The sequence below is a fragment of the Jonquetella sp. BV3C21 genome (assembly GCF_000468895.1).
GTDB lineage: Bacteria > Synergistota > Synergistia > Synergistales > Dethiosulfovibrionaceae > Jonquetella > Jonquetella anthropi.
In genome coordinates this window covers 83,296-105,808 of sequence record NZ_AWWC01000018.1, presented here as the reverse complement: position 1 = coordinate 105,808, position 22,513 = coordinate 83,296, and the positions used below count along the sequence as shown (strand labels likewise).

The following is a 22,513-nucleotide window of genomic DNA, read 5'->3' as shown; positions in this document are numbered from 1 at the left end:
TGTGAATCAAATATGAATGACCCGCCTGAAAACAGCTTAAAGAGACAGTTTTTTCCTTCCCAAAACCGCTGAAAACACCCGTCCCGTCACAGCATGAGACTTTTTGACGACTGGGAAAGCAGGTCTTCCAGCGTCATGCTCCGGGACAGCTCCAAGACGGCCGAGCTGAGCTTTCGCCAGAAAAACGCTGACGGGCAGACGCTTCCTCTCTGTCTCGCCAGTTCGCACCCCTTCTCGTTGAACGCGCACTCCGGGAACTCCAGTTTTTCCCCCGACGCTTGGACTATTTCCAGTATGGTGATCTCCGACGGATCTTTCGCCAGCTCGTACCCTCCGTTGGCCCCCCGATAGCTGCGAAGCAGCCCGGCCCGGCGAAGCTTGGACACAAGCTGTTCAAGGTACGTGTCCGACAGCTCCTCCCGCTGAGCGATATCCATCACGGAGACAGGAACGATCCCGCTCTTTTCCATCTGCGTAATCGTCACCATAGCCCGCAGGCCGTAGTGTGCGCGTGTCGATACTTTCATTTTCTATGCCCCCAGTTCTCTTCATCATCTGCCGAAAAGCGCTGCACTGGCTCTCCGGCATTTGCCCCAAAATTTTTCTGTATCACTGGCCCGACGCGGCGTTTCCCCCTCGGCGGCTCCTTGTCTGCACCTGTGCCCGGGCGATCAAAAACAGCAGGTTGTCGTCCAGCGACGGCTTCTGCCCTGCTCCGGCCAGAAGCCCCGAGGTGACCCGGCCGGACGAGAAACGTCTCGTCATCGCGTCGAGCAACGCGCCGGCCTGCTGTTCGCTACCGGCCATACAGTACAGCACCGCACACAGCGCCCCGATCCCGACCGACGGTTCTGCCCCTTCGACGAGGGCATACGGCCACTCCCTCAGCCGAAGCCGAAATTCTTCCAGTCCCCGAAGGGGAAGGAACCCCATCTCCGTCAGGTAGACCAACGGGAGCAGGTATTCCCTGCCGTTCTGTGGGGTTTTTTCGTCCTGCCACGGGACGACACAGCCGGCCGCAAGCTCGCCCAGCGATTTCTGGGCCTGCTGTTTCCACGCCTCGTCCCACCGGGACAGCCGATCCATCACCGCCACGTCCAGCAGGAACAGCGGCGCCTCCGCGCCCCGGTCGATCAGGTGAACGCCCCATATTGGGTCGCGCCACGACACCGACTGGGCAAACTTTCCCCGGTGCCTCAGGTACTTGAGCACGGAACGCCCAATCGACAGCTCAGCCGCTTTTCGCTCCTGGCCGCCCCACCGGCCGTAGCCTTCGGCTAAGGCCCGGCAGGCCGTCATATTGTCGGCCAGCCAGCTTTCCTGGCCCATGGGCTGGAAGGCCTTATCCAGACTGTGATAGACCAGCCCAAGCGGGGACCGAAAGGCTCCCAGCAAAAACTTTTCAAGCTTCTCGTAGGCCTCCCGGCGGCCGCACTGGGCCTGATAGATCATGTCCAGCGCGAGCGTCCTCGTAAACATCTCTCCAGCCTGTCGGTCGCACAGCAGCCCCGAGTTGTTTCGATACGACTCTACAGCTTCTTCGAGCGGGTCGGCGCGCAGCGTCCGGACGTTGACGAAGCACAGCAGAACGCACAGGATTGCAGCGGCGAACGGCAATCGTTTCATCCCGTCTCACCTCCCGCAGGTCATTTCTCGTCCCATCTTCATCCGCTCTGCAGCCGTCAGTGCGGCATTTGCAAGAATTCCGACCAGAGCAGAATGCAGAGATATTATAACTGGTCTTGCAGAACTGTGGCATTGACAAGTTCCCTACTTAGGGGTACAAAAGATCCGTGGAACTGGGGGAGTCGGCAGCCGCCGGCTGAGAGGAGCTCGGAAGAGCTCGACCCCGGAACCTGATCCGGATCATGCCGGCGCAGGGAAGGGCCTCCCGACGACTCGTCGTCGGTCATACGCACCGCCCGCGCCCGCCCGGTCATCTCGCTCAAGTCAGAGCGAAACAGGGAGGGCTTTTTTAATGGAACAGAATCGCTCAATGGGAAAGACCCGCGTGTTGGTCGAAGGGGCGCTGGTCGTCGCGCTGACGGTCCTTCTGTCGGAGTGGAAGATCTGGAAGATGCCGCAGGGAGGCTCGATTACCCTTGGCGACGTGCCTCTGCTCATCTTCGCCCTGCGCCACGGCGCCAAGTACGGCATCGGCACCGGGCTGGTCGCCGGACTGCTCCGGCTCCTTCTTGGTGGCTACGTCCTCACGCCGGTACAGGCCGCTCTCGATTACCCGATCGCCTACGGCGCCCTCGGGCTGGCCGGGCTTCTGAAAGACGTTGGACCGGCTGGAGCTGCCGGCGTCGTTCTGGGCAGTGCCGGACGGCTGCTCTGCAGCGTCATCAGCGGCGCGGTGTTCTTCGGCCAATACGCGCCGGCCGGACAGAATCCGTGGGTCTACTCGCTGATCTACAACGCCACGTATATGGTTCCGAACGCGATCATCGGCATAGTCATCACTGCCATTCTTCTGCCCAGACTCAAACGCTTCTGATCCTACAAAGTAAGCGCCCTGCAGAAAACTGCAGGGCGCTTTATTTTACTGGCCGTTTTCGCCGAGCAGGTAGCGGCTTGCCCGGGGTTTGAACGCGCTTTCGTCCAGAGAGTCCACGTGCTCGGCCAAAATTCGCCGCATGAACGCGGATCTGGTGCTTCCCGAATTTCTCGCCAGCTGATCAAGGTGAGCGACCAGTGATTCTTCAAGACGAACTGATATGGTGATGTATCGCTCCTGCATCTTCTCTCTTCCCCTCCAAATAGCGCCCCTCATGCCGTCATTTACTTTTCGTCTGGAACGACGACCGCCCCCCGGCGGTCAAACGACGCGCGTACCATCTCGCCAGGTTCTATGAGGCGAGTGCCAACGAGAAAGGGAACGGAGGAGTCAACCGGCCGGCCGTCCCCCAGACAGCCGGAATAGTTGATCCGATCCCCTTCAAACAGGCGGCGGTCAACCCGAAACGAGAGAGAGCCGTCCGATTCGTCCCCTTCAAGGGAAATATTTTCCGGCCGAACCACCAGCACGACCGACTGTCCCTCCTGCATCTGACGCCCTCGAACTAAACGGGCGACCGCGCGGCCGACGGAATTTCCCAGATCGACTGTTCCGAACTCGCCGTTGATCTGGGCCAACCGGCCCTTCAGCAGGTTCGCCTGACCGATAAAATCGGCCACAAACAGGCTGGCCGGATCGGCGTACAGATCCATCGGCGAGCCGAGCTGTTCGACGTGCCCCCGGTTCATCACCATGATCCGGTCGGACATGGTGAGAGCTTCTTTCTGATCGTGAGTGACGTACAGGCACGTCAGCGACAGTTCCTGCTGAATCCGGCGGATTTCCGTCCTCATGTGGAGCCGAAGTTTGGCGTCCAAGTTGGAGAGCGGCTCGTCCATCAGCAGGACTTGCGGTTTGAGCACCAAAACGCGGGCCAGCGCGACCCGCTGCTGCTCGCCGCCTGACAGCTGAGACGGGTACCGCTTGGCCGCCGCCGGCAGTCCGACAAGCTCCAAAGCGCCGGCAACCGCCTGAGCGATCGTTCCGGCGTTTTGTCCCCGCACCCTCAGCCCGTAGGCCACGTTGTCAAAAACCGTCATGTGGGGAAACAGCGCGTAGTTCTGGAACACGAACCCCACGTTTCTCTGGTTGGGCGGCAAATCGGTCACGTCGCTGCCACCGATGACGATCTTTCCCGAGCTGGGCGTCTCGAAACCGGCGATCATCCGCAGGGTCGTCGTTTTCCCGCAGCCGGACGGACCAAGAAACGTGAGGAACTCGCCCTGCCCCACTTCCAAGTTCACGCCGTCAACGGCGGCAAACTTTTGGCCGTCCTTGGTGTAAGTTTTGCTCAGCTCGGACAATTTCAGCGACAGCGCCATTATGCCACTCCTCTCCCGCGGTACAGAGCTCGGGCCAGGAGATTCAAAACCCCGCCCGCCACAAAAACGATAAGAATCAGGACGATTGAAAACGCGCAGGCGTGCGCGAACTGCAGTTCGGTCATGCACTCAAGGATTCGCGTCGTCAGCAGGCTCCATCGGACAGAAACGAGGAAAATCGTCGCGCTGATAGCCGTCATGGAGTGGATGAACAGGTACTTCATCCCTGACAGCACGGCCGGCAGGACCAACGGAAGGGTAACCAGCCGGAACGTCCGGCCGCTGCCCGCGCCGAGGCTCGCCGAGGCCTCCTCAATTGACGGGTCGATCTGCTGCATCGTCGCGATGACCTGACGGATTCCAGCGGACGCGTACCGAAACACGTACGCAGCGACCAAGACACTTATGGTCCCGGTGAGAACGAGCGGCTTGGAGTTGAACGCCACCACGTAGGCGATGCCCACGACCGTCCCCGGCAGGGCGTAGTTGAGCAGCGAGACAGTTTCCAGCGTCTTGCGGCCCCGGATTTTCCACCGGGCCGACGCGGTGCCCACAAACACGGCCAGCAGGCCGCCCAAAGGCGTCGCGATCAGCGCCACGAGCAGCGTGTCCATAATCGCCTTCCGGCCGAACGAGAACACGTACGCGTAGTTTTGAAGCGTCGGCGTCGGGTTAACGCCCCAGACCTTCACCACCGAGCCCCAGAGAATCAGCCCGTACAGGTACAGCACAAACGCCAGAACGAGGTCCATCACGCCCATCATGGCAGTCCGGGCAGCAGGCCCAGGCCCCTTGACGCTCGACCGGCCGCCGGATTTGCCGCTGATCGTCACAAAGCTCTTCTTCTCCAGCCACAAGTGCTGGAGAGCGTACACGGCCAGAGCCGGAGCCAACAGCATGAACGACAGGGCCGCTCCGCCCTTTAAGTCGTACAGCCCGGTGATCTGAAGGTACGCCTGAGTCGGTAGAACCGGGAACGAGTGGCCAGCCAAGACGAGCGGCGTCGCAAAGTCGGCCAGCGACGCGGCAAACAGCAACAAAAACGAGTTCGCTACCCCCGGAAGCGACAGAGGCAACGTGACGGTCCGAAACGTCCTCCAAGGGGACGCCCCCATGGAATAGGCCGCGTCCTCCAAGTTGGGATCCAGACGGGAAAGAACCGTCGCCAATGTCATATAGGCTATCGGGAAATACGTCAGCGTCTCGGAAATGAACGTCCCGCTGAACCCGTAGAACCCGATGGACTTCAGACCGAACAGCTTGAGCAGCGTCCCGTTCGGCCCAAGCGACAGGGTCAGGGCGATGCTGCTAGTAAAGGGAGGCGAGATGAGCGGCAGCATGACTACCGCGTTAATAATCCAGGTAAAGGGCTTTGACAGGTGCAGGCGGGTCACCCCATAGGCGAAGAGGAACCCGAGCGCAGTTCCGCAGGTTGCCACGGCCAAGCCGAGCAGAAGACTGTTGCGGAACGCCAGTTGGTTGTACCAGTTCGTCGCGACGGGAATCAGCGTCCCCAGACTGGGAGCGCCATCGACGGTGAACGTTATCCACAGAAGGCGGACGAACGGGAACACCACAAAAACGCCCAGCGACAGCCACAGAGCAGTGACGACCGCCTTAGCGGCAGAATCGAGCTTGACCGGACTTCCCTTCAAGAGGTCACACCATCCTCAATGGCGCTGCCGGGGATACCCCGGCAGCGCGTGATCTGCATTTTTAGAGCGCAGCAGGTGCCGGCTCTACTTGATGACCTCGTTCACCCACCGCTCCACAAGCCGGTCGCGGTTGGCGCCCTTCCATTCGGTCGGCACCTTCTGAAGATTGATCTTTGACAGGTCAAGCAGCGGGTTCTCCGTCTTGACGCTCGGCTGGGTCGGCACGTAGTTGATCTTGTTCTCGACGATGAACTGGGCGTAGTTCACGCTGGTCATCCAGTCGACAAACTTTTTGGCCAGATCCGGATGAGCGCAGTTCGCCACAATGCCAACCGCCTCGATGCCGTAGGTCACGCCGTCGGACGGGTAGGTGATCTCTACAGGATACCCCTGCTGCTGAATCTGCAGCGCGTCGCAGATGTAGAAAATACCAGCTGCAGCCTGTCCAGTCGCAACGGGCATCGCGCCGCCGGCACCGCTCTTCGTGTACATCTGCACGTTGTCGTTCAGCTTCTTCTGATAGGCGAACGCCTCGTCCTCGCCCATCACCTTCACCAGCGAGTAAATCCGCTCCGTCGCCGTGCCGGACGTGCGGGCGTCTGCCATCTGGAGCCCCTTCTCGTAGGCCGGGTTCAGCAGGTCAGCCCAAGACGCAGGAGCCTTCAGGTTGTGGGAAGCCAGAAAATCGGTGTTCGTCAGGAAGCAGAGCGGGATAATCCCGATCCCAGTCCAGAATCCCTTCGGATCCTTCAGATCCGCCGGGATCGTCTCGGCCGACGGGGAAACGTAGGACGCGAACACGCCCTTCTCCATACCGGCCTCGTAGGTGTCCGCCGGGCCGCCGATCAGCACATCAACCTGCGGGTTGTCCTTCTCCGCCACCAGCCGAGCCAGAGCCTCGCCGGCAGAGAACCGCATGAAGTTGACCTTAATACCAGTCAACCGGGTGAATTCTGCCGTCACAGGAGCCGCGTACATCTCCGGCATAATGGAGTACGCGTTAATCTCCTGAGCCGCCATAGCGCAGGACGCGCACAGGGCACCAGCAAAAAGCCCCGCCAATACAGCATGTCTCCTTCTCACCTGAATCATCTCCTCACGAATCGCCGGGCCAGCGCCCAGCTGAAAGTATGTTGATTATAGCGCGTCCGTGACCTGCCGCAAAGATGGTCAGGCGTTCTCCGGCGTCTCCAAGACCCTTTTCATCGTCTCGATCAGCGGCGAAAGGAACTCGTGGCCCCCTTTAATCAGCTTTCCATCCGGCGACGCGAAAGCGTGCTTCGTCCACCCTTGGGCGCGAAGCTCCCCTTCGGCCCCCAAAAGTCGATAAGAAAATGAAACGCTGACCCGACTCACCGAATCCAGGGTCGTGACCAGCCGCAGCTGTTCGTCGTACAGGGCCGGCCGACGGTACCGACACGACACTTCGGCCAGCGGCAGAATGACTCCGGCCTTCTCCCATTGCTCATACGGCACGCCCCACAGGAGGCACAGCTCGGAACGTCCCATCTCAAACCAGACAAAATAATTGCTGTGGTGGGCAATGCCCATCTGATCCGTCTCGGCATATCTCACCCGAAACGTCACGTCACAAGATCGACAAATCAAACTGTTCCCTCCTCCTGAAAACCGACAAAGACTTTCATGACAAACATATCACACCTCCGTGATATAATACATCGCACGGAGGGATGGCCGAGCGGTCGAAGGCGACGGTCTTGAAAACCGTTAGGCGTCAGCCTCAAGAGTTCGAATCTCTTTCCCTCCGCCACCTGCAGCCCCGCCCCGGCAATCCGAGCCGGGGCTTTTTCTTTGCCCCAGATCTGCCAACCTTTGTCAAAAATGACGCGTCCTAAAACGAGAGGCCCCGCACAGAGCGTGCGGGGCCTCTCGTTAAAGTTCTTTGTTGTGAAAAGTTACAGGACGTACTTGACGAACGTCGCGGGCTTCATCTTCTCCATGTACTTCTCATAGGTCAAGCCCTTGTGAACGAACGTGCCCCACCAGCCGTGATACTCGGGCTTGGTGAGCAGATCTTCAGCGCTTACCTCGCCGTAACGGAAGTGGAAGTGCTGGGGATCGCCGTGCAGAGGAATCAACACCAGGTGAGTCAGCTGGCTGTCCTCAGGTGTGCCCTTGGCCTCGAAAGAATACCAATCTTCGCCGTCCGCATCCTTCACAGCGCCCTTGAACTCGTAGTCAACGCGAACGCTCTTGCCGTCTTTTGACTCAAAGGTGATGCCGTTCTCGTCAACCACAGCAGCCTGATAGTCCGAATGATACATGTCGGACATCTTCTGCTTCACCTGATCAACGGTAGCCGGCTTGCCCTGCTTCTCGCCCTCTTCGACGACTGCCTTGAAGAAGTCCTCAGTCCGAGCATCAGTCCAGAACGTCTGAGCGCTCACGTACTCGCCGGCCCAATCTTTCAGCCCAGTGATCTCAGCCTTATCCTGAGCAGCGGCGATCCCGCCAAAGGCAAAAAGCCCCAGAGCTACGGAACAAAGCAACGAACGAAACTTCATTGACATCCTTCCCTTCACAAAAGATAGTTGTATCTTACACGTGACACGTTTTGATAAAACAGTATCTAACCTTGGGAATAATATCAGTAGGACCGCTGAAAGAATTTCTCTCGAAAATTTCTGAGCCTGCCGGACGAGCGGCTGTCCATCGTCCTGACGGAGCGCGCCTTCAGCCGCTCGATCGCACAGCCATATCGGCGTCTTCTTGCTTACTCCCTTCAGACAAGACACTGCAAAAAATGAAAGGATAAAAAACCCGCGCGTTTCCGCGCGGGTTGAGAAAATCTTAGCCGGAAAATTACTCCATCTTCTCGGCGACCGCGGCCGGGTCAAGTTTGGACAGGAAATCAGCAGGTGCGAGATCCTTGTGGAACAGAACGCTGCACCACGCGGCGCCCGGGTTGTCAGCCAGCTCGGCTGCGCTTCCCTCTCCGCACCGAATCTGAAGCTGCTCAGGGTCACCGCTCAGATCGCTCAAAATCACATGAGACAGCTTGCTGTCAGCCGGAGCTTCCTTCGCGTCGAAGGCGTACCATTTCGTCCCGTCGGCGGCGCTGACGGCGCCCTTGAACTCGTAATCAACGTGAATGCTCTGACCGTCTTCCTTGATCTCAAACGTTATGCCGCTCTCGTCAATCAGGGCGCTCTTGAACTGGGACTCAAACTGCCCGCCGACGTTTTCTTTTACCTGATCAGCCGTCACGTCCTTGCCGGCCTTCTTCGCTTCGTCAACAACCTTCTGGCAGAACTCGTCTGCCTGCGGTGCGGACAAGAACGCGTCGGCGCTCACGTACTCGCCGGCCCAATCCTTCAAACCGCTCTTATCTTGGGCCAACGCCATGCCCCCCAGAGCCGCCACTAACGCGATGGAACCAAACAAAGAACTCAACTTCATGAAACTCTCCCCTTTCAAAGAAGATGGCCCCAGTATACTCATGCCACGTTTCCGACAAACCGTATTTAACGAAATAAAAGTTTACGATAAATCAATTGCATTATTCATTGCTTTATTATCAGCATTAATTAAACACCAGTGATATCAACGCCTTATAGAATCGCCCCAAAAGCCAGCTCGTGCAGATTACAGGAAAAACGCTATAGGATGACACGATGAACGACTGATGATCAATCAATTATGCACTAAAGTTTACTTATGCCCCCGTCACAAGGACAGCGCTGTCCCCTCTCGCTTTATCGTGGTCAGAAGGCAAAAATTGACGCTGTAAGCCCCCAAAATCACCTTCAGCCGCGAAAAAACGCTTGCAGTCTGGCAGAAAAAAGAGGGACAGAAACTGTTTCAAACTAAAAATACTAGGGACAACCACGTCCCGGACCGATCAGACGTCTGGTAGCCAACAGACCAACTCTTTTGCCAAACCGCCCGCCGCACGCGGATGGACGCAAGACAGCCTCTCAAGGCAGAGCACACCGACCAGCGCACACGAAAAATGCCGCGCCGCGAGAGAGGCGCGGCATTTAAAAAAGACGTTGCCTCAGCTCTCGAAGTTGGGAAGCTACGTCCTTTCCTTACAGATGACGAATGAGGGACGACCGCCGAAAGGCCCGGCCTAGGCCGGGCTTGGGGCTTGGGGCTTCGGGCTTGGGGCTTCGGGCTTGGGGCTTCGGGCTTGGGGCTTGGGGCTTGGGGCTTGGGGCTTGGGGCTTGGGGCTTGGGGCTTGGGGCTTTGGGCTTGGGACTTGGCCTTTTCCGTCAAACGAGGCCAGTCTGTGTAATCGTGCGGTCATGAGTTAAGACCTCATCACCCACCGTTTGCCAGTCGATCTCAAGGGCACGGGAGCAGCACAAACCTCAATGGAAAGCGGCTAAAGAAGCGTGACGGCATTTCTTTCTTGGCTAAACAACGAACAGAACAACTCGAAGTCATCAAAAAAAACAGTCCCCGCGGAAAAATTTCCGCGGGGACTGTAACCTTCTGGTGGGCCCACCAGGATTTGAACCTGGAACCTCCCGGTTATGAGCCGGCAGCTCTAACCCTTGAGCTATGGGCCCGAGTACGGGAAGTTTATTCCTCGACGATGATAGCGTCAACAGGACAGCTGGTCATCGCCTGAGACACCAAGCTGTTGCCTTCAGGGCGGATGACTTTTGCCACACCACGTGAGCTGGCGAGAGAAAACACGTCCGGATCTATCTGGACGCAGACGCCGCAGCCGATGCACCGTTCTTCGTTAATCGAGACCTTCATGAACGGCACCTCCCATGTGTGGGATTATAACACGGTCAAGCCTTCCGCGTCATCGTCGTACGGTTCGGTCGGGGCCTCCTCACCGGAGATATACAGCCGACGGCCCGGCGACAGACGAAGCAGGCTCTGACAGCCGGAAACGGCCTTCTTCGCCGGCTCGTCGGCGAGAATGAACGCGCCGACCCCGACGATTTGAGCGCCGAACTCCCTGGACACCTGACACATTCCCGCCACGGTACTGCCGCCCCGGACGAAGTCGTCCACGATGAGCACCCGATCGTCCGAACCGAGCTGTTTTGTTCCCATGTAAACAGCCCGAGCTTCTCCCGCCGGCGTCGGATAGTGGACGCACACGGCCGGCCCGTCGCTCGCCCTGTTGCGGAACCGGCAGAGAGCGAGAGGCAGCCCTAAGGCGCGGGCGGCGGAGAGTCCCAGCGGGATTCCCTTGACTTCCGACGTCATGACGATGGTCGGCTTTGAGGCGAGGAAGTCGGACGCCAGAGCGAGCCCGAGCAACTCGACAGTAGCCGGGTGAAACAGGACGTCGGCGTAGTAGATGAACCCGGCGGGCAGGCGGCGGGAACTCTGGCCCAGCCGCGCGACCATCTCGTCAAGGAACGTTTTCCGGCGAAGAGGCGACAGACTGGGAACGTAGGCCGCTCCGCCGGCTCGCCCCCGGTCGACGACGATCCGTCCGAAGCCTTCCAGCTGAAGCGTCTCGTCGATGACCGCCACGTCGTCGCTGATGACGGTTTTTGAGACCGAAAAATCGTCCGCCAGTCCAGTCAGCGAGATGGGACTGGACGGGGAGGAAAGAAATCTCGAAGTAATGCGAATCAGCCGTTCAATTCTTTGACCACGCACGACAGGTCTCCTTTCATCTGCTGCGCACGTCACAGGCGCAGAATCGTCCTGATCCAAGGTTCGTTCAGCTCAAGTTCCGGAGCCTTCCCGAAGGGCCAAACGCCGAACGCGGCGCTGCCGCTCCCGGTGAGCCCCCACGCCAGAGCGCCTGCGTCGGAAAACGCGGCAAAAAGTTCCCCGTACTCCGCCCGCTCGGCGGCAAGGGCTAAAAAGTCGTTGGGCAGAAGGCCGACTTTTTCTCCAGCACATAGCGCGTCCAACACTCGCATGGCTTCGCGTTGCGCCTCTTCCATGTCCTGCGGCTTGGCCCGTAGCCCGTCGAGCCGAGCGTACGCGCGAGCGGTGTTGGTCGGCCAGTTGGGACAGACGGCGATACAGGAAAGCTCCGCCGCTCTGCAGGGCGTCACGTCGTTTCCGATTCCCCTCATCAGGGCAGTCTGCGCTCCGGACAGGAAAAAATATCCGTCTGCACCGGCGGCGTCCCGCGCGACCGCAATTTGAAAGCCCAGAGTTTCGATGGCTTGAAGAAACGCCGCGCCGTTGCCGCTTCCGGCGCCAAGCCCAGATCCGGGCGGCACGCGCTTGTCCAGCGCGGTTGCCAGCGGAGGGACGTTTTCCCCTTCGGCGCGGATCATTCTCAGCGCCTTGACGAGGACATTTTCGCCTTCGATCTGACAGCCGGTCACCGACAGAGCGTCACGCGCCGCCGGCGCGATCGTCAGGCTCTCGACCGGCGGCGTCCGCCAGACCAGAGAGGTCAGTTCGTGATACCCGTCAGGCCGGCGAGGGCCGATGCGAAGCGTCAGGTTGATTTTGGCATAGCTGGGAACGGTCAGAGGGCTGACGGCGGCGGCCATCACCGAGCCCCGCTCCGACGGAGGACGATCCGCTTATCCCCGACCCGACGGGTGATCCCCTGTCCGTCCAAGTACTCCATCACCGGGACGGTGAACTTTCGGCTGCTGCCGGTCAACTCCCGCACGTCAGCCAGAGAGACGCCGCCCTGAACAGCCGACAGCTTTTCGACCAGCTGATCGACCATCTCCCGAGAGGTGACGAACGTCCCGTCCAAGACGACCGCGTCGCCGCTCTTTTTCAGCTGAGCCAACAGGTCGGCCAAGCCCTTTGCCTTCATCGAGACGGCGCCGCCGAGCTCTTCGATGGTGAGGAACTGATACCCGGCGGCTCGGCACGCGTCAAGGACGGCGGTCCGACTCTTCTCGAAGGCCTCGTCCCCCAGAGGGACGAACGACGGCAGACGAATGAGCCCGCCTTCAGAGGATATTTTCCCGGCGGCAACCAGCCGGTCGAGAATCGCCCGCCTAACCCTCCGGTCCGGCTCGGCGAACAGGCCGTTGATCAGCTCGTCGGGCTTTTCGCCGGGCTGGTGCGAGTACTTGGCGTGGTAGTCAGCCAAGGCAGAACAGATCTTTTCGACGTTTCGGCTGAACTCTTCGTTGGAGAAGACGACCGTTGAACCGGCCGCCACGACCGCCAAACGCTGGGACTTCTGAAGCTCTTCCAGCTGGGGAAGCAGGTCTTCTTTCATCTCCTGACAGGCGATCATCAGGTCGTTCAGCTCGATTTTGCCTCTCGCGCTGACGAGCCGGCAGACCCGGTCGTCTCGGTCAAGAGAGCCTTCAAGGTTCAGCAGCTCGCCGCTCATGCGCTCGCGGACGCGCCGGTTGCCCGGCTTACGGCCGTAAGGGTTGATGACGACGCCTCCGCCGATGGTCCGCAGGGGACTGTAAAAGCGGATGACGAACCTCTGGCCGATGGAAGCGGCGGCAGGTTCTTCAAGCACCAGCTGAACGGGCGCGTCCTCTCCCGGGTTCAGCTCCCGGGAGGACAGCAGGGACACGCGGGCGAGCACATCGGACGTTCCCAGATGGAGACGTACCCGCTGCCAGTGAGCCAGCGGCTCAGGAGCCGTTTTCAGCAGGGTCAGCCCCACGTCCAAACAGTCGGTCGCCTTGAAAACTCCGGCAGAGCAGACGACGTCCCCGCGCTTCACCTGATCCGTCTCGATGCCGGCCAAGCACAGAGCCGTTCTCTGGCCGGCCTCGGCCCGGACGACCGACGTCCCGTGAACCTGAACGGACCGCACTTTAGACGGCCGCCCGGCGGGCAAAACCTCTACCTCGTCACCGCGGGTCACCGAGCCGCGGCACGACGTGCCGGTGATGACCGTGCCGAACCCGGCCACGTGAAAGACCCGGTCGACCGGCAGAAAGAGCGCGCCGCTCCTGTCTCGCGGGGCCGTGCTGTCGACGAATCGGTCCAGCTCAGCTTTAAGCTCCGGAATGCCTTGTCCTGTGACGGAAGAGACCGGCAGAATCGGCGCTCCTTCAAGGAACGTTCCTCGGACGAGCTCCGTCACGTCCTCTCGGGCCATGCGGCAGATGTCCGCCTCGACGACGTCGCACTTGGTGAGCACGACGAGGCCTTTGGACACCCCCAAAAGCTGGAGGATATCCAAGTGCTCTCTCGTCTGAGGCATGACTCCCTCGTCAGCCGCGACGACAAGTATCACCGCGTCGAGGCCCGAGGCGCCGGCCACCATCTGGCGGATGAGCTTCTCGTGCCCGGGGACGTCGACCAGACTGACAACCCGGCCGCTGGGCAGTTCCAATGGAGTGAAGCCCAGTTCGATGGTAATGCCCCGCCGGCGTTCCTCTTCCAGCCGGTCCAGATCAGTTCCGGTCAGGGCCTTGACCAGCGTCGTCTTGCCATGGTCAATGTGTCCGGCCGTGCCGATGACCAGCGATATTTCCCGGCCGGCCACGTCACGCCTCCAGCGCTTGGCGCAGCGACTTCAGCAGGGCCGATTCGCAGTCGGGGGCAAGCGTCCGCAGGTGCAGGACGAGGGCCCCGTCGCCGGCGCCGGCCACAACGGGAAAGTCGGCGTGACGGAGCCGCTCTTGAATCGCCCCGGAGCTGAGGGACTCGGAAGACCTCACGGAGACCCCCCACCCGGCCAGAGGGCGTTCCGGGTAGGAGCCGCCGCCAACGGCGTCTTGGGTCTGAACGACGGCGGTTAGCAGGCACAGGTCCGCCAGCTCAGCGTCGATTTTCCTCTTCAGCGCTTCGGCGCGCTCGTACAAAACGGTGGCCGGAGCCGAGACCATGGCCAACGTCGGAACCTGCCTCCACTGGCCGCTCAGGTAAAGCCGAAGGGTCGCCTCGGCTGCGGCCAGCGACAGTTTGTCGCACCGGAGAGCCCGCAGCAGCTGGTGGTGACGCAGGCGATCGATGACGTTTCGGCGGCCGACGATCCCGCCGAACTGCGGCCCGCCGAGCAGTTTGTCCCCAGAGAACGTCACGACGTCGACGCCCGAGTCGAGGCACTGGCAAACGGTCGGTTCGTCCTCAATTCCCAGCGCTCTCGGATCGGCCAAGATGCCGCTGCCCAGGTCCTCCATCAGCAGGACGCCCCGGCGGTGAGCCAGTTCGGCCAGTTCCTCGCGGGGAACCTGGGAGTGGAATCCGGTAATTCGGAAGTTGGACGGGTGCACTTTGAGAAGCATGGCCGTGTCGTCGGTGATGGCCTTCTCGTAGTCGGAGACGTGAGTTCGGTTGGTGCAGCCCACCTCGACGAGCTCGGTTCCAGCGAAGCCCATGATATCGGGAATCCGAAAGGAGCCGCCGATCTCGACCAACTCGCCCCGGGAGACGACGGCCTGTTTTCCGCCGGCCAGAGCCGCCAGAGCGAGCAGAACCGCGCCGGCGTTGTTGTTCACGACGACGGCCGCTTCCGCCCCGGTGAGCTGGCACAGGAGCCATTCCACGTGGCTGTTTCTCTGGCCGCGGTGACCGCTCTCCAAGTTGTATTCCAACGTGCTGTAGCCTCGGGCCACTTCCGCGACGGCTTGAACAGCCTGTTCCGCCAGCGGAGAGCGGCCTAAGTTGGTGTGGATCACCACGCCTGTGGCGTTGATCACCGGGCGAAGGCTGGGCTTCTGACGCCGTTTCAGTTCTTCGACGATTTCGGCGAAAAAGGACTCGTCGCTGTACGTTTCTCTTTGGTCGGCCAAAATATCGGCCCGCCAGCGGTCCAATGTGCTCCGGCAGATTTTTTTCATCGTGCCTCGGTCGACAAGGTCATCGTACCCTGACAGCCTCGAATCGCTCAGCACTTTTTCCATGGCCGGCAAAGACCGCAAAAGAGCCTGCCTCTTATTCTCGTTGCTCACGTCCAACACCTGCCCTGTGGTAATCGTTGTCTCCCTGGGATATAATTTTATAAGTACTATACCAATTTTGAGGATGCTGTCCAACGGCACCCTGAAGATCGACGAGGTGACCTGTCATGAAAAAAGTAGACGCACGGGGCCAGCAATGCCCCCAGCCGGTAATGATGACCCGCGAAGCCCTAGCCAGCGCGCCCGAAGCTATTCAGGTAACTGTGGACAACGCCATTGCCGGACAGAACGTATCCCGCTTCTTGACCAGCCAGGGCTACGCGGTGAAGCTGTCAGCCGAGAACGACGACATCATCATCGAAGGCACCAAGGCCGTTTCGTCGCCGGCCCCGGCGAAAGCCGAGTGCCAGCCAGCCCGGGCGCTCAAGCCCGCCATGCTGATCACCCATCAGACGCTGGGCGGCAACGACGCCGAGCTCGGCGAAGTGCTGATCAAAGGTCTGCTGGGAACCCTGTCCCAGCTGGACGACCTGCGCCCTGCGGTCGTGGCCCTGATGAACGAAGGAGTCAAGCTGGCCGTGAGGGGAACTCCGACCTGCGAGGCACTGAACGCCTACGAAAAGGCCGGCGGCTCCGTGTTGGTCTGCGGCACCTGCCTCAAGCACTTCGGCCTGACCGACAGCATTGGCGTCGGCGTTGTGTCCAACATGTTTGAAATCGTCTCGACGATGCTGGCGTCCAACGCCGTCTGCCTGTAATCCGCTCTTCTATGCCCTCCCGCTCGGGAGGGCATTTTTATTCCCCGCAGAGCCGGCTGGCCGGAAAAACCAAGCCGGCAGGGCTCACGTAGCGGACTTCCGTGTTCATCCAAATGCCGGTACGGGCAAAGACCCGACGGCGCAGAAGCCCTATCAGGGCCACGGCTTGAGCGCAGGTACCGCCGCCTCGGTTGATGATGAAGTTGCCGTGTTCGGCGCTCACGGCCATTGAGCCGACCGCCGTCCCTTTGAGCCCCATCCGGTCGATGACCTTGCCGGGAGGGCCAAACCGCTCGAACAGCCCGGTGTCGTTGCTGAACACCGACCCGCAGGTTGGCCATCGAAGGGGGAACTTCCGCTTCCGGTCGGCCAAAACCGCGGCCATTTCGGCCAAGACGCCCAGCCGATCGGACTGGACAAGACGCAGGACCGCTGAAAGGATGATCCAACCGCCGGACTGAAAGACCGACGACCGGTACGAGAAGCCGCAGTCCTTCTGCGAAACTTCCTGAATTTGGCCTGTCGGGTCGAGGGCTTTCACCGAGACGACCGACTCGCCGATACAGCGCCGCAGGCTTCCGGCATTCATGAACACCAACCCACCCAAACAGCCCGGTACGCCGATCAGGTGTTCCAGCCCGGACAGCCCCCGCGAGCCGGTCTGACGGACGACCCCCGGCCCCCAAGCTCCCGCCTGCACGCGAACGGTTTCGCCGTCAATGACGCAGGCGCCGCAGCGGGATCCTATTTTCATCACCACGCCGCGCACGCCCTCGTCGTCAAACAACAAGTTTGACCCTTGGCCGATGACGACGAGCGGAACGCCTTCCCGACAGCAGAAGTTCCGAACCGCTTCGACTTGCCCGGCCTCGCCGGGGACGGCAAACAGATCGGCCCGTCCGCCGATTCGCCAGCTGCAGTGCCGGCTCAAATCCTCATCTCGAACTGACGGGACAACCCGCTCGATTTCCCGGATGATCTGCTCGTCCAAAAATCGACTCCCCTTTTCCTTCAAGCCGCCGTTTCGCGGCGTTCATAATTCAAGCAGTTCACTCCAAAGCGCGTTGCCCAGCCTCATGCCCTTCGGCGTTAGGCTCAGCCGACCGGCCCGAACGGCAAAACAATCCGGCGGCAGAAGGGACAGACGGCGTTCCAGCTCGCCCCGGGCCCGGCGGCCAAATTGGCTCTCCCAGGACGCCAAGTCGATTCCCTGGGCCATACGAGTGCCCAAGATAACCGCCTCGCTGGCGGCCCGGCCGCCTTTAAGTTCCTCCCAGCCGGCAAGAGGAAGCCGCCCGGCCGCCAAGTCAGCGGCCCATCGGCCGACGGTCGGCTCGCCGCACGTCCGGCACCCTTCCCAGTACCCCCAAGCCGACGGCCCGGCAGGCAGAACGTTGGCGCGGGTCCAGTACAGCTGGTTGTGCCGGCTTTCCTCGCCCGGCCCGGCGAACGACGCGATCTCGTACTGTCGAAACCCCTGACGCGGCAGGTACCACTGGGCCCATCGGTACGAGGCGTAGCCGCCGCCCAGTTCCTTTGGCCTATGAGCCCACCAGTAGCTGCCCGGCTCGATGGACAGCTGATACAAGGACAGGTGTCTAACTCCCGTGCTGACCAGCCTTTTCACCGTCTCGGCGAAATTCCTCAGCGTCTGCCCCGGCAGGCCGAACATGACGTCGCAGGACACCCGAAAGCCGAGCCGGACGCACTGGGCTGTCCGCTCCAGCGCCTGAACGGCACTGTGATGCCGGGACAGGCCGCTCAAGATTCGGTCGTCAAGAGACTGGACGCCCAAGCTCACCCGGTTGACGCCATGGTCCTGCCACAGCCCGATCAGCTCGTCTGTCAGGCTTTCCGGGTTCGCCTCGGCGGTAAACTCCGCGCTGCTTTCCCGCTTCAGCCATTCCAGCGCGGCAAACAATCTCCGCCACGCGTCAATCGGCAGGGCCGACGGCGTGCCGCCTCCGATATAAACTGTTTGAAGCTTCCCGCTGTAGCGGCTCGCGAGTATTCCAAGCTCCCGCTCGACGCCGGTCAGGTACTCGTCCAGCGCCCGCGCCGTGAGAGGCCGGCTGTAAAATGAACAGTACGGGCACTTGCCCCGACAGAATGGCACGTGCAGGTACAGCCCGCAGGGACCGGAGCCAGTTCCTCTGAACAGGTCAGCGGCTGTCCGCATCGTCCACGTCCAGAAAGCGCAGGAACGCCTCCGGCGGAATGGACACCCGTCCGATGAGCTTCATCCGTTCTTTTCCTTTTTTCTGTTTCTCCAGCAGCTTGTTCTTCCGCGTGATGTCGCCGCCGTAGCACTTGGCCAGCACGTCCTTGCGGAGCGCTTTCACGTTGGCTCGGACGATCACCCGCTTGCCGATAGACGCCTGAATGGGCACCTCGAACAGTTGGCGGGGAATCAGCTCCTTCAGCTTGGAAACGACCTTCTGTCCCCGGTGGTACGCGTCGTCGCCGTGACAGATAAACGAGAAGGCGTCCACGCTCTCGCCGTTCATCAGCACGTCGACCTTGACCAAGTCCGACGGCTCAAAGCCGATGTGATCGTAGTCCAGCGACGCATAACCCCGGGTGACCGTCTGAAGCCGGTCGTAAAAGTCGACGATGAACTCGGCCAACGGCAGCTTGTAAATGGCCCGCACCCGATCCGGCGTGATGTACTCCATCGTCTCGAACGTGCCCCGCTTGTCCTGACAGAGCTGCATGACTTTGCCGACGTAGTCCGACGGCGTGTAAACGGTCAGGCGGATCATCGGCTCCCGAACCTGGTCAATCTCGCCGGCGTCAGGGAAGTCGGTCGGCCGGTGGGCTTCCAGTATAGAGCCGTTTTTCAGCAACAACTGATAGACCACGTTGGGGAACGTTGCCACCAGCGACACGCCGAACTCCCGTTCCAGCCGCTCTCGGGTAATGTCCATGTGGAGCAGCCCCAAAAATCCGCAGCGGAAACCGAAGCCCAGCGCTGCCGACGTTTCCGGGTCAAAGCTCAGCGACGCGTCGTTCAGCGCCAGTTTTTCCAGCGCGTCCCGAACCTGCGGGTACGAGTCCCGGTCCACCGGGTAAATGCCGCAGTACACCACCGGCTTGACCGACTTGTACCCCGGCAGGGGGCTCGACGCCGGGACGTCGTCTGACGTGACCGTGTCGCCGACCCTCGCCTCGTGCAGGGTCTTGATGCTGGCGGTAAAATATCCCACTTCTCCGGGCCCCAGTTCGCCGATCGGGTTCCAGAGCGGGGAAAAGACGCCAACCTCTTCAACTTCGTAGGTGGCGCCTGTCGCCATCAGCCTGATTTTTCGGCCGGCCTTCAGCGTGCCGTTGACCATTCGGATGTAGCAGACCACGCCCCGATAGTTGTCGTACACCGCGTCAAAGATGAGCGCCTGCAGCGGCGCTTGTGGGTCTCCCGACGGCGGAGGCACCAGCGCGACGATCTGTTCCAAAATTTCTTTAATGCCGATCCCCTCTTTGGCGCTGCAGGGAACCGCCTTGGACGCGTCGATGCCCACCACGTCCTCTACTTCCTTGCGGATTTCCTCCGGACGGGCGGACGGCAGGTCGATCTTGTTCAGCACCGGCAGAATTTCCAACCCTTGGTCGAACGCCTTGTACGCGTTGGCCAGCGTCTGGGCCTGAACACCTTGGGTCGAGTCCACGACGAGCAGAGCGCCCTCGCACGCCGCCAGCGATCGGGAAACCTCATAGCCAAAGTCGACGTGACCGGGCGTGTCGATCAGGTTGAGCACGTAGTCCTCGCCGTCTTGGGCCCGATAGGCCATTCGGACCGGCACCGACTTGATGGTGATGCCCCGCTCCCGTTCCAGCTCCAAGGTGTCGAGGACCTGATCTTTCATATTTCTGGGATCAATGGCTCCGGTGAATTCCAGCAGCCGGTCGGCCAAGGTCGACTTGCCGTGGTCAATGTGAGCCACGATAGAAAAGTTGCGTATTTTAGAGATCTCGGCGGTCACGTGAGTCATTCCTCCGTTTTGCCGGGCGAACCCGAACTAAGCTGATATTAAAGTATACCCTAAAGAATACGTTCACGAAACTGGCAAGCCTTGAAGCTTCGGCGGCGCTTTGCCGGTCAGCCTCGCGAACCGGCGGCCTTTTGAGTATAATAACCTCACTTTTCCCATCAAAAGCAGTAAGGAAGCGAGAAATATGAGCCTAAATTCTTCCAGCCGGCGGGAGTTGCCGTCGTTCGCCCAGATACGCCAGCTTCATCAGCTTCACGGGACGCCACAGCGGGTGAGACGTCATGAACGGGCTGTCGCCTTGACGGCCCTTCGCCTCGGCCGGGCGCTCGTCCGAAATGGACGGGCCGTCGACCTGTCGCTGCTCGTCGCTGCGGCCCTGACTCACGACCTGCGGCGAACCGACGGCATGGGGCACGACCAAACAGGAGCCCGCGCCCTCCGGGAAGCGGGGTTCCCCGCGCCGGCCAAGCTGGTCGCAAGACATTTTGAGCTGGGGCGCTCGCCGTCAGTCGAGGCGAAGCTGCTCTATCTGGCCGACAAGATGACCAGCGACCATTCGCTCTGCACCATCGACGAGCGGGAACGAGCCATGCTGGCGAAAATTCCGCCGGCGGCGGCTCAGGCGTGCCGAGCCCGATTGGACGCGGCCCGGGCCGTCGCTGACGAGTTTCTCCGTCTGACCGGCAAGGACGCCGGCGAGGCAGCAGGCAGGCCGTCAAAGCGCGTCCGGTCAAAGCCGTCCGTCGGCCGCTCATAAAAACACCCGGCATCACGGCTGAGCGGCCAGAGTCTTGTGGCACCCAGACCATCTCCTTACCGCTGCTTCCTTCCGGACCTGACGGGGTTGGGGAGCGTTCTGCCGCACAAGGCTGACCGCTCAGCCGAAACGCCGAGCGACAAGAGTCATACTAACGTGAGAAGCCGGAAATATCAAGGGGGACGGCTGCGGGAGAGACGAATTAAAGTTTTTCGTTGAATCGGTTCCCTCTTCAGCCTTGCGGCTCTCTTTGGTACGTGTTACAATTGCCGCGTTGCGGAGAGGTGTCCGAGCGGTCGATGGTGCTTGCTTGGAAGGCAAGTGTACCCACAAGGTACCGAGAGTTCAAATCTCTCCCTCTCCGCCACTTAGGACAAACGATCACCCGCACAGCGGGTGATTTTTTTACGCTGAAGACAGCTTCAGAACAACTCACCGCCGCGCCCTCAATGAGCCAGCGGGAAGAAGGAGGAAAGCGCCGTGGCCTTTCATGTCAGTTCCGAAATCGGTCGTCTCCGAGAAGTTATCATGCAGCCGCCCGGGTGCGGGATCGAACGCTGCACGCCGACAAACGTCTCATCTCTGGCATGGGACGCCGTGCCGAGTCCCAAGAAAGCGCTGGAGGAACACAAGGAGTTCGTCCGCGCGGTCGAGTCGTTCGGCACGAAGGTCTTCCTCTTTGAAGACCTGCTGCGCGAGACGCTGGAGAACCCGATTGCCCGCGCTCAAGTTGTATGCGGCGTGATCGACATCGAGCGTCCCTTTTTGGACGAGCAGACCTGCGAGACCGTCGCGGACTTTCTCTCGTCGCTTTCCCCGCAGCAGCTCGTCGACAGGCTGTTCTACGGGATGACCAAGCTGGAACTAAGCGAGGCCACCGACGGCGTATCCCTCAGAACTCTGGCGGATAGCACGACCCACTGGTGCCTCTACCCGATGACAAACGTCCTCTACAGCCGAGACCCGGCCATCATTATGGGCGACCGGCCGATCTTCGGCGTGATGAACAACCCGGACCGGCACAAGGAGCCCCTCTGCTACAAGGCCATTTTCACCTACCATCCTCACTTCGCCGACTGGAACAAACAGGCGTGGTACGGGAAGGCGCCCGGCGATACGGCTCCGATTGAGGGCGGCAACGTCCACTGCTACAGCAGCCAGCTGTTCGTCGTGGGAGTCAACGACCGGACGCGCCCACAGGCGATCGAGCAGCTGGCCCGACGGACGATGGACAACGGGCCGATAACCGACGTTCTGGCCCTGATGTTCGACAACCCGCGAATGAACGCCGCCGACCCGATGGGAATGTACCTTCACGTGGACATGTTCCTGAACATGATTGACCATGACGCGTTCCTGTTCTACCCGTACGTGGAGGAGAAAATCACGGCCCTCCACATCACCCGGGGCGCGAAGAACACACTGAAGGTTCACCGTGAAGATTCGCTCTTCGGCGCCATCAAGCGGCTTTTAGGGCTGAGCGCCGTCCGCATCATCAAGGTGGGCGGCGAAGAGGCGCACGACGTGGCGTTCGCCGAACAGCGCGCCGGCTCGGGCGGCAACACGGTAAATCTGGAGCCCGGCCGGGTTTGCATTTGGGACCGCAACGAGGTGACCATCGAGGCACTTCAAAAAGGCGGCATCAACGTCGTGGCCGTCAAGGCCGACGAGCTGGTCAAAGGCGGCGGCGGTCCGAGATGCTCCACCATGCCGCTGATTCGGGACGACTTATAG

21 protein-coding genes, 3 tRNA genes, 1 other RNA gene and 1 riboswitch are annotated in these 22,513 nt (G+C 60.7%); of the genes, 6 read left to right on the top strand and 19 right to left on the bottom strand.

Annotated features, from left to right (window positions below; all coding sequences use genetic code 11):
* Nucleotides 1-86: 86 nt before the first annotated feature.
* Both HMPREF1249_RS04715 and HMPREF1249_RS04710 read right to left on the bottom strand, forming a co-directional pair.
* The gene (locus HMPREF1249_RS04715; protein ID WP_021775873.1) at nt 87-527 is read right to left on the bottom strand and encodes an RrF2 family transcriptional regulator; all 441 of its coding nucleotides are present in this window, start codon (nt 525-527) and stop codon (nt 87-89) included.
* 82 nt (nt 528-609) lie between these two features.
* A complete protein-coding gene (locus HMPREF1249_RS04710; RefSeq protein ID WP_021775919.1) occupies nt 610-1,626 on the bottom strand; it encodes a hypothetical protein in 1,017 nt (338 codons plus the stop codon).
* 165 nt (nt 1,627-1,791) lie between these two features.
* Nucleotides 1,792-1,900: riboswitch (TPP riboswitch) on the top strand.
* 78 nt (nt 1,901-1,978) lie between these two features.
* On the opposite strand from HMPREF1249_RS04710, the gene thiT reads away from it, so the two are divergent.
* On the top strand, nt 1,979-2,500 hold the full coding sequence (thiT, locus tag HMPREF1249_RS04705) for an energy-coupled thiamine transporter ThiT (protein WP_021775902.1): 522 nt from the start codon (nt 1,979-1,981) through the stop codon (nt 2,498-2,500).
* A 45-nt stretch (nt 2,501-2,545) separates the two neighbouring features.
* Here thiT and HMPREF1249_RS04700 read toward each other — a convergent pair whose 3' ends face one another.
* From HMPREF1249_RS04700 to HMPREF1249_RS04680, 5 genes are all read right to left on the bottom strand, one after another.
* Complete coding sequence (locus tag HMPREF1249_RS04700; RefSeq protein WP_008522639.1) at nt 2,546-2,743, bottom strand: ribbon-helix-helix domain-containing protein; 198 nt, start codon at nt 2,741-2,743, stop codon at nt 2,546-2,548.
* Nucleotides 2,744-2,784: 41 nt separating this feature from the next.
* Nucleotides 2,785-3,882: an ABC transporter ATP-binding protein gene (locus HMPREF1249_RS04695; RefSeq protein WP_021775885.1), complete on the bottom strand. Its 1,098-nt coding sequence runs from the start codon at nt 3,880-3,882 to the stop codon at nt 2,785-2,787.
* On the bottom strand, nt 3,882-5,537 hold the full coding sequence (locus HMPREF1249_RS04690) for an ABC transporter permease (protein ID WP_021775917.1): 1,656 nt from the start codon (nt 5,535-5,537) through the stop codon (nt 3,882-3,884). The genes HMPREF1249_RS04695 and HMPREF1249_RS04690 overlap by 1 nt, the downstream gene beginning before the upstream one ends.
* Nucleotides 5,538-5,621: 84 nt before the next feature.
* Nucleotides 5,622-6,629, bottom strand: coding sequence for an ABC transporter substrate-binding protein (locus tag HMPREF1249_RS04685; RefSeq protein ID WP_008520468.1), 1,008 nt, complete (start codon nt 6,627-6,629; stop codon nt 5,622-5,624).
* A 78-nt stretch (nt 6,630-6,707) separates the two neighbouring features.
* Complete coding sequence (locus HMPREF1249_RS04680; protein WP_008522635.1) at nt 6,708-7,145, bottom strand: acyl-CoA thioesterase; 438 nt, start codon at nt 7,143-7,145, stop codon at nt 6,708-6,710.
* 77 nt (nt 7,146-7,222) lie between these two features.
* On the opposite strand from HMPREF1249_RS04680, the gene HMPREF1249_RS04675 reads away from it, so the two are divergent.
* A tRNA-Ser gene (locus tag HMPREF1249_RS04675) sits at nt 7,223-7,308 on the top strand.
* A gap of 145 nt (nt 7,309-7,453) precedes the next feature.
* On the opposite strand, the gene HMPREF1249_RS04670 is transcribed toward HMPREF1249_RS04675, so the two are convergent.
* From HMPREF1249_RS04670 to selA, 8 genes are all read right to left on the bottom strand, one after another.
* Nucleotides 7,454-8,062: a ZinT/AdcA family metal-binding protein gene (locus HMPREF1249_RS04670; protein ID WP_021775910.1), complete on the bottom strand. Its 609-nt coding sequence runs from the start codon at nt 8,060-8,062 to the stop codon at nt 7,454-7,456.
* Nucleotides 8,063-8,360: 298 nt separating this feature from the next.
* Nucleotides 8,361-8,957, bottom strand: a complete 597-nt coding sequence (locus HMPREF1249_RS04665) for a ZinT/AdcA family metal-binding protein (RefSeq protein WP_021775889.1) — start codon at nt 8,955-8,957, stop codon at nt 8,361-8,363.
* Between the two features lie 1,040 nt (nt 8,958-9,997).
* A tRNA-Ile gene (locus HMPREF1249_RS04660) sits at nt 9,998-10,073 on the bottom strand.
* A gap of 13 nt (nt 10,074-10,086) precedes the next feature.
* Nucleotides 10,087-10,269, bottom strand: a complete 183-nt coding sequence (locus tag HMPREF1249_RS04655; protein ID WP_021775918.1) for a ferredoxin — start codon at nt 10,267-10,269, stop codon at nt 10,087-10,089.
* A 24-nt stretch (nt 10,270-10,293) separates the two neighbouring features.
* Nucleotides 10,294-11,133 (bottom strand): phosphoribosyltransferase family protein, encoded by an 840-nt coding sequence (locus HMPREF1249_RS04650; protein ID WP_021775879.1) that lies wholly within the window; start codon nt 11,131-11,133, stop codon nt 10,294-10,296.
* A 29-nt stretch (nt 11,134-11,162) separates the two neighbouring features.
* Nucleotides 11,163-11,990, bottom strand: coding sequence for a 4-(cytidine 5'-diphospho)-2-C-methyl-D-erythritol kinase (locus tag HMPREF1249_RS04645; protein WP_008520448.1), 828 nt, complete (start codon nt 11,988-11,990; stop codon nt 11,163-11,165).
* Nucleotides 11,990-13,918: a selenocysteine-specific translation elongation factor gene (gene selB / locus HMPREF1249_RS04640; protein WP_021775892.1), complete on the bottom strand. Its 1,929-nt coding sequence runs from the start codon at nt 13,916-13,918 to the stop codon at nt 11,990-11,992. The genes HMPREF1249_RS04645 and selB overlap by 1 nt, the downstream gene beginning before the upstream one ends.
* A 1-nt stretch (nt 13,919) precedes the next feature.
* Complete coding sequence (selA, locus tag HMPREF1249_RS04635; protein WP_008522626.1) at nt 13,920-15,335, bottom strand: L-seryl-tRNA(Sec) selenium transferase; 1,416 nt, start codon at nt 15,333-15,335, stop codon at nt 13,920-13,922.
* A 107-nt stretch (nt 15,336-15,442) separates the two neighbouring features.
* Here selA and yedF point away from each other — a divergent pair, with 107 nt between their 5' ends.
* Nucleotides 15,443-16,033 carry a sulfurtransferase-like selenium metabolism protein YedF gene (yedF, locus tag HMPREF1249_RS04630; protein ID WP_008522624.1) on the top strand — a complete coding sequence of 197 codons (591 nt, stop codon included), beginning with the start codon at nt 15,443-15,445 and terminating at the stop codon, nt 16,031-16,033.
* A 37-nt stretch (nt 16,034-16,070) separates the two neighbouring features.
* Here yedF and murB read toward each other — a convergent pair whose 3' ends face one another.
* From murB to lepA, 3 genes are read right to left on the bottom strand one after another with little or no spacing between them, the layout of a single operon-like run.
* The gene (gene murB, locus HMPREF1249_RS04625; RefSeq protein ID WP_039873264.1) at nt 16,071-17,024 is read right to left on the bottom strand and encodes a UDP-N-acetylmuramate dehydrogenase; all 954 of its coding nucleotides are present in this window, start codon (nt 17,022-17,024) and stop codon (nt 16,071-16,073) included.
* 42 nt (nt 17,025-17,066) lie between these two features.
* Nucleotides 17,067-18,212, bottom strand: coding sequence for a coproporphyrinogen-III oxidase family protein (locus HMPREF1249_RS04620; protein ID WP_008520439.1), 1,146 nt, complete (start codon nt 18,210-18,212; stop codon nt 17,067-17,069).
* Nucleotides 18,196-20,022, bottom strand: coding sequence for a translation elongation factor 4 (lepA, locus tag HMPREF1249_RS04615; protein WP_008520438.1), 1,827 nt, complete (start codon nt 20,020-20,022; stop codon nt 18,196-18,198). Before lepA ends, HMPREF1249_RS04620 begins: the two co-directional genes overlap by 17 nt.
* Nucleotides 20,023-20,206: 184 nt before the next feature.
* Here lepA and HMPREF1249_RS04610 point away from each other — a divergent pair, with 184 nt between their 5' ends.
* Nucleotides 20,207-20,779 (top strand): HD domain-containing protein, encoded by a 573-nt coding sequence (locus HMPREF1249_RS04610; RefSeq protein WP_008520435.1) that lies wholly within the window; start codon nt 20,207-20,209, stop codon nt 20,777-20,779.
* A 20-nt stretch (nt 20,780-20,799) separates the two neighbouring features.
* On the opposite strand, the gene ffs is transcribed toward HMPREF1249_RS04610, so the two are convergent.
* Nucleotides 20,800-20,898: signal recognition particle sRNA small type (ffs, locus tag HMPREF1249_RS07790), an RNA gene on the bottom strand.
* A gap of 159 nt (nt 20,899-21,057) precedes the next feature.
* On the opposite strand from ffs, the gene HMPREF1249_RS04605 reads away from it, so the two are divergent.
* Together HMPREF1249_RS04605 and HMPREF1249_RS04600 are read left to right on the top strand one after the other, a co-directional pair.
* Nucleotides 21,058-21,146, top strand: a tRNA-Ser gene (locus HMPREF1249_RS04605).
* A gap of 113 nt (nt 21,147-21,259) precedes the next feature.
* Nucleotides 21,260-22,513 carry an arginine deiminase gene (locus HMPREF1249_RS04600; RefSeq protein ID WP_021775875.1) on the top strand — a complete coding sequence of 418 codons (1,254 nt, stop codon included), beginning with the start codon at nt 21,260-21,262 and terminating at the stop codon, nt 22,511-22,513.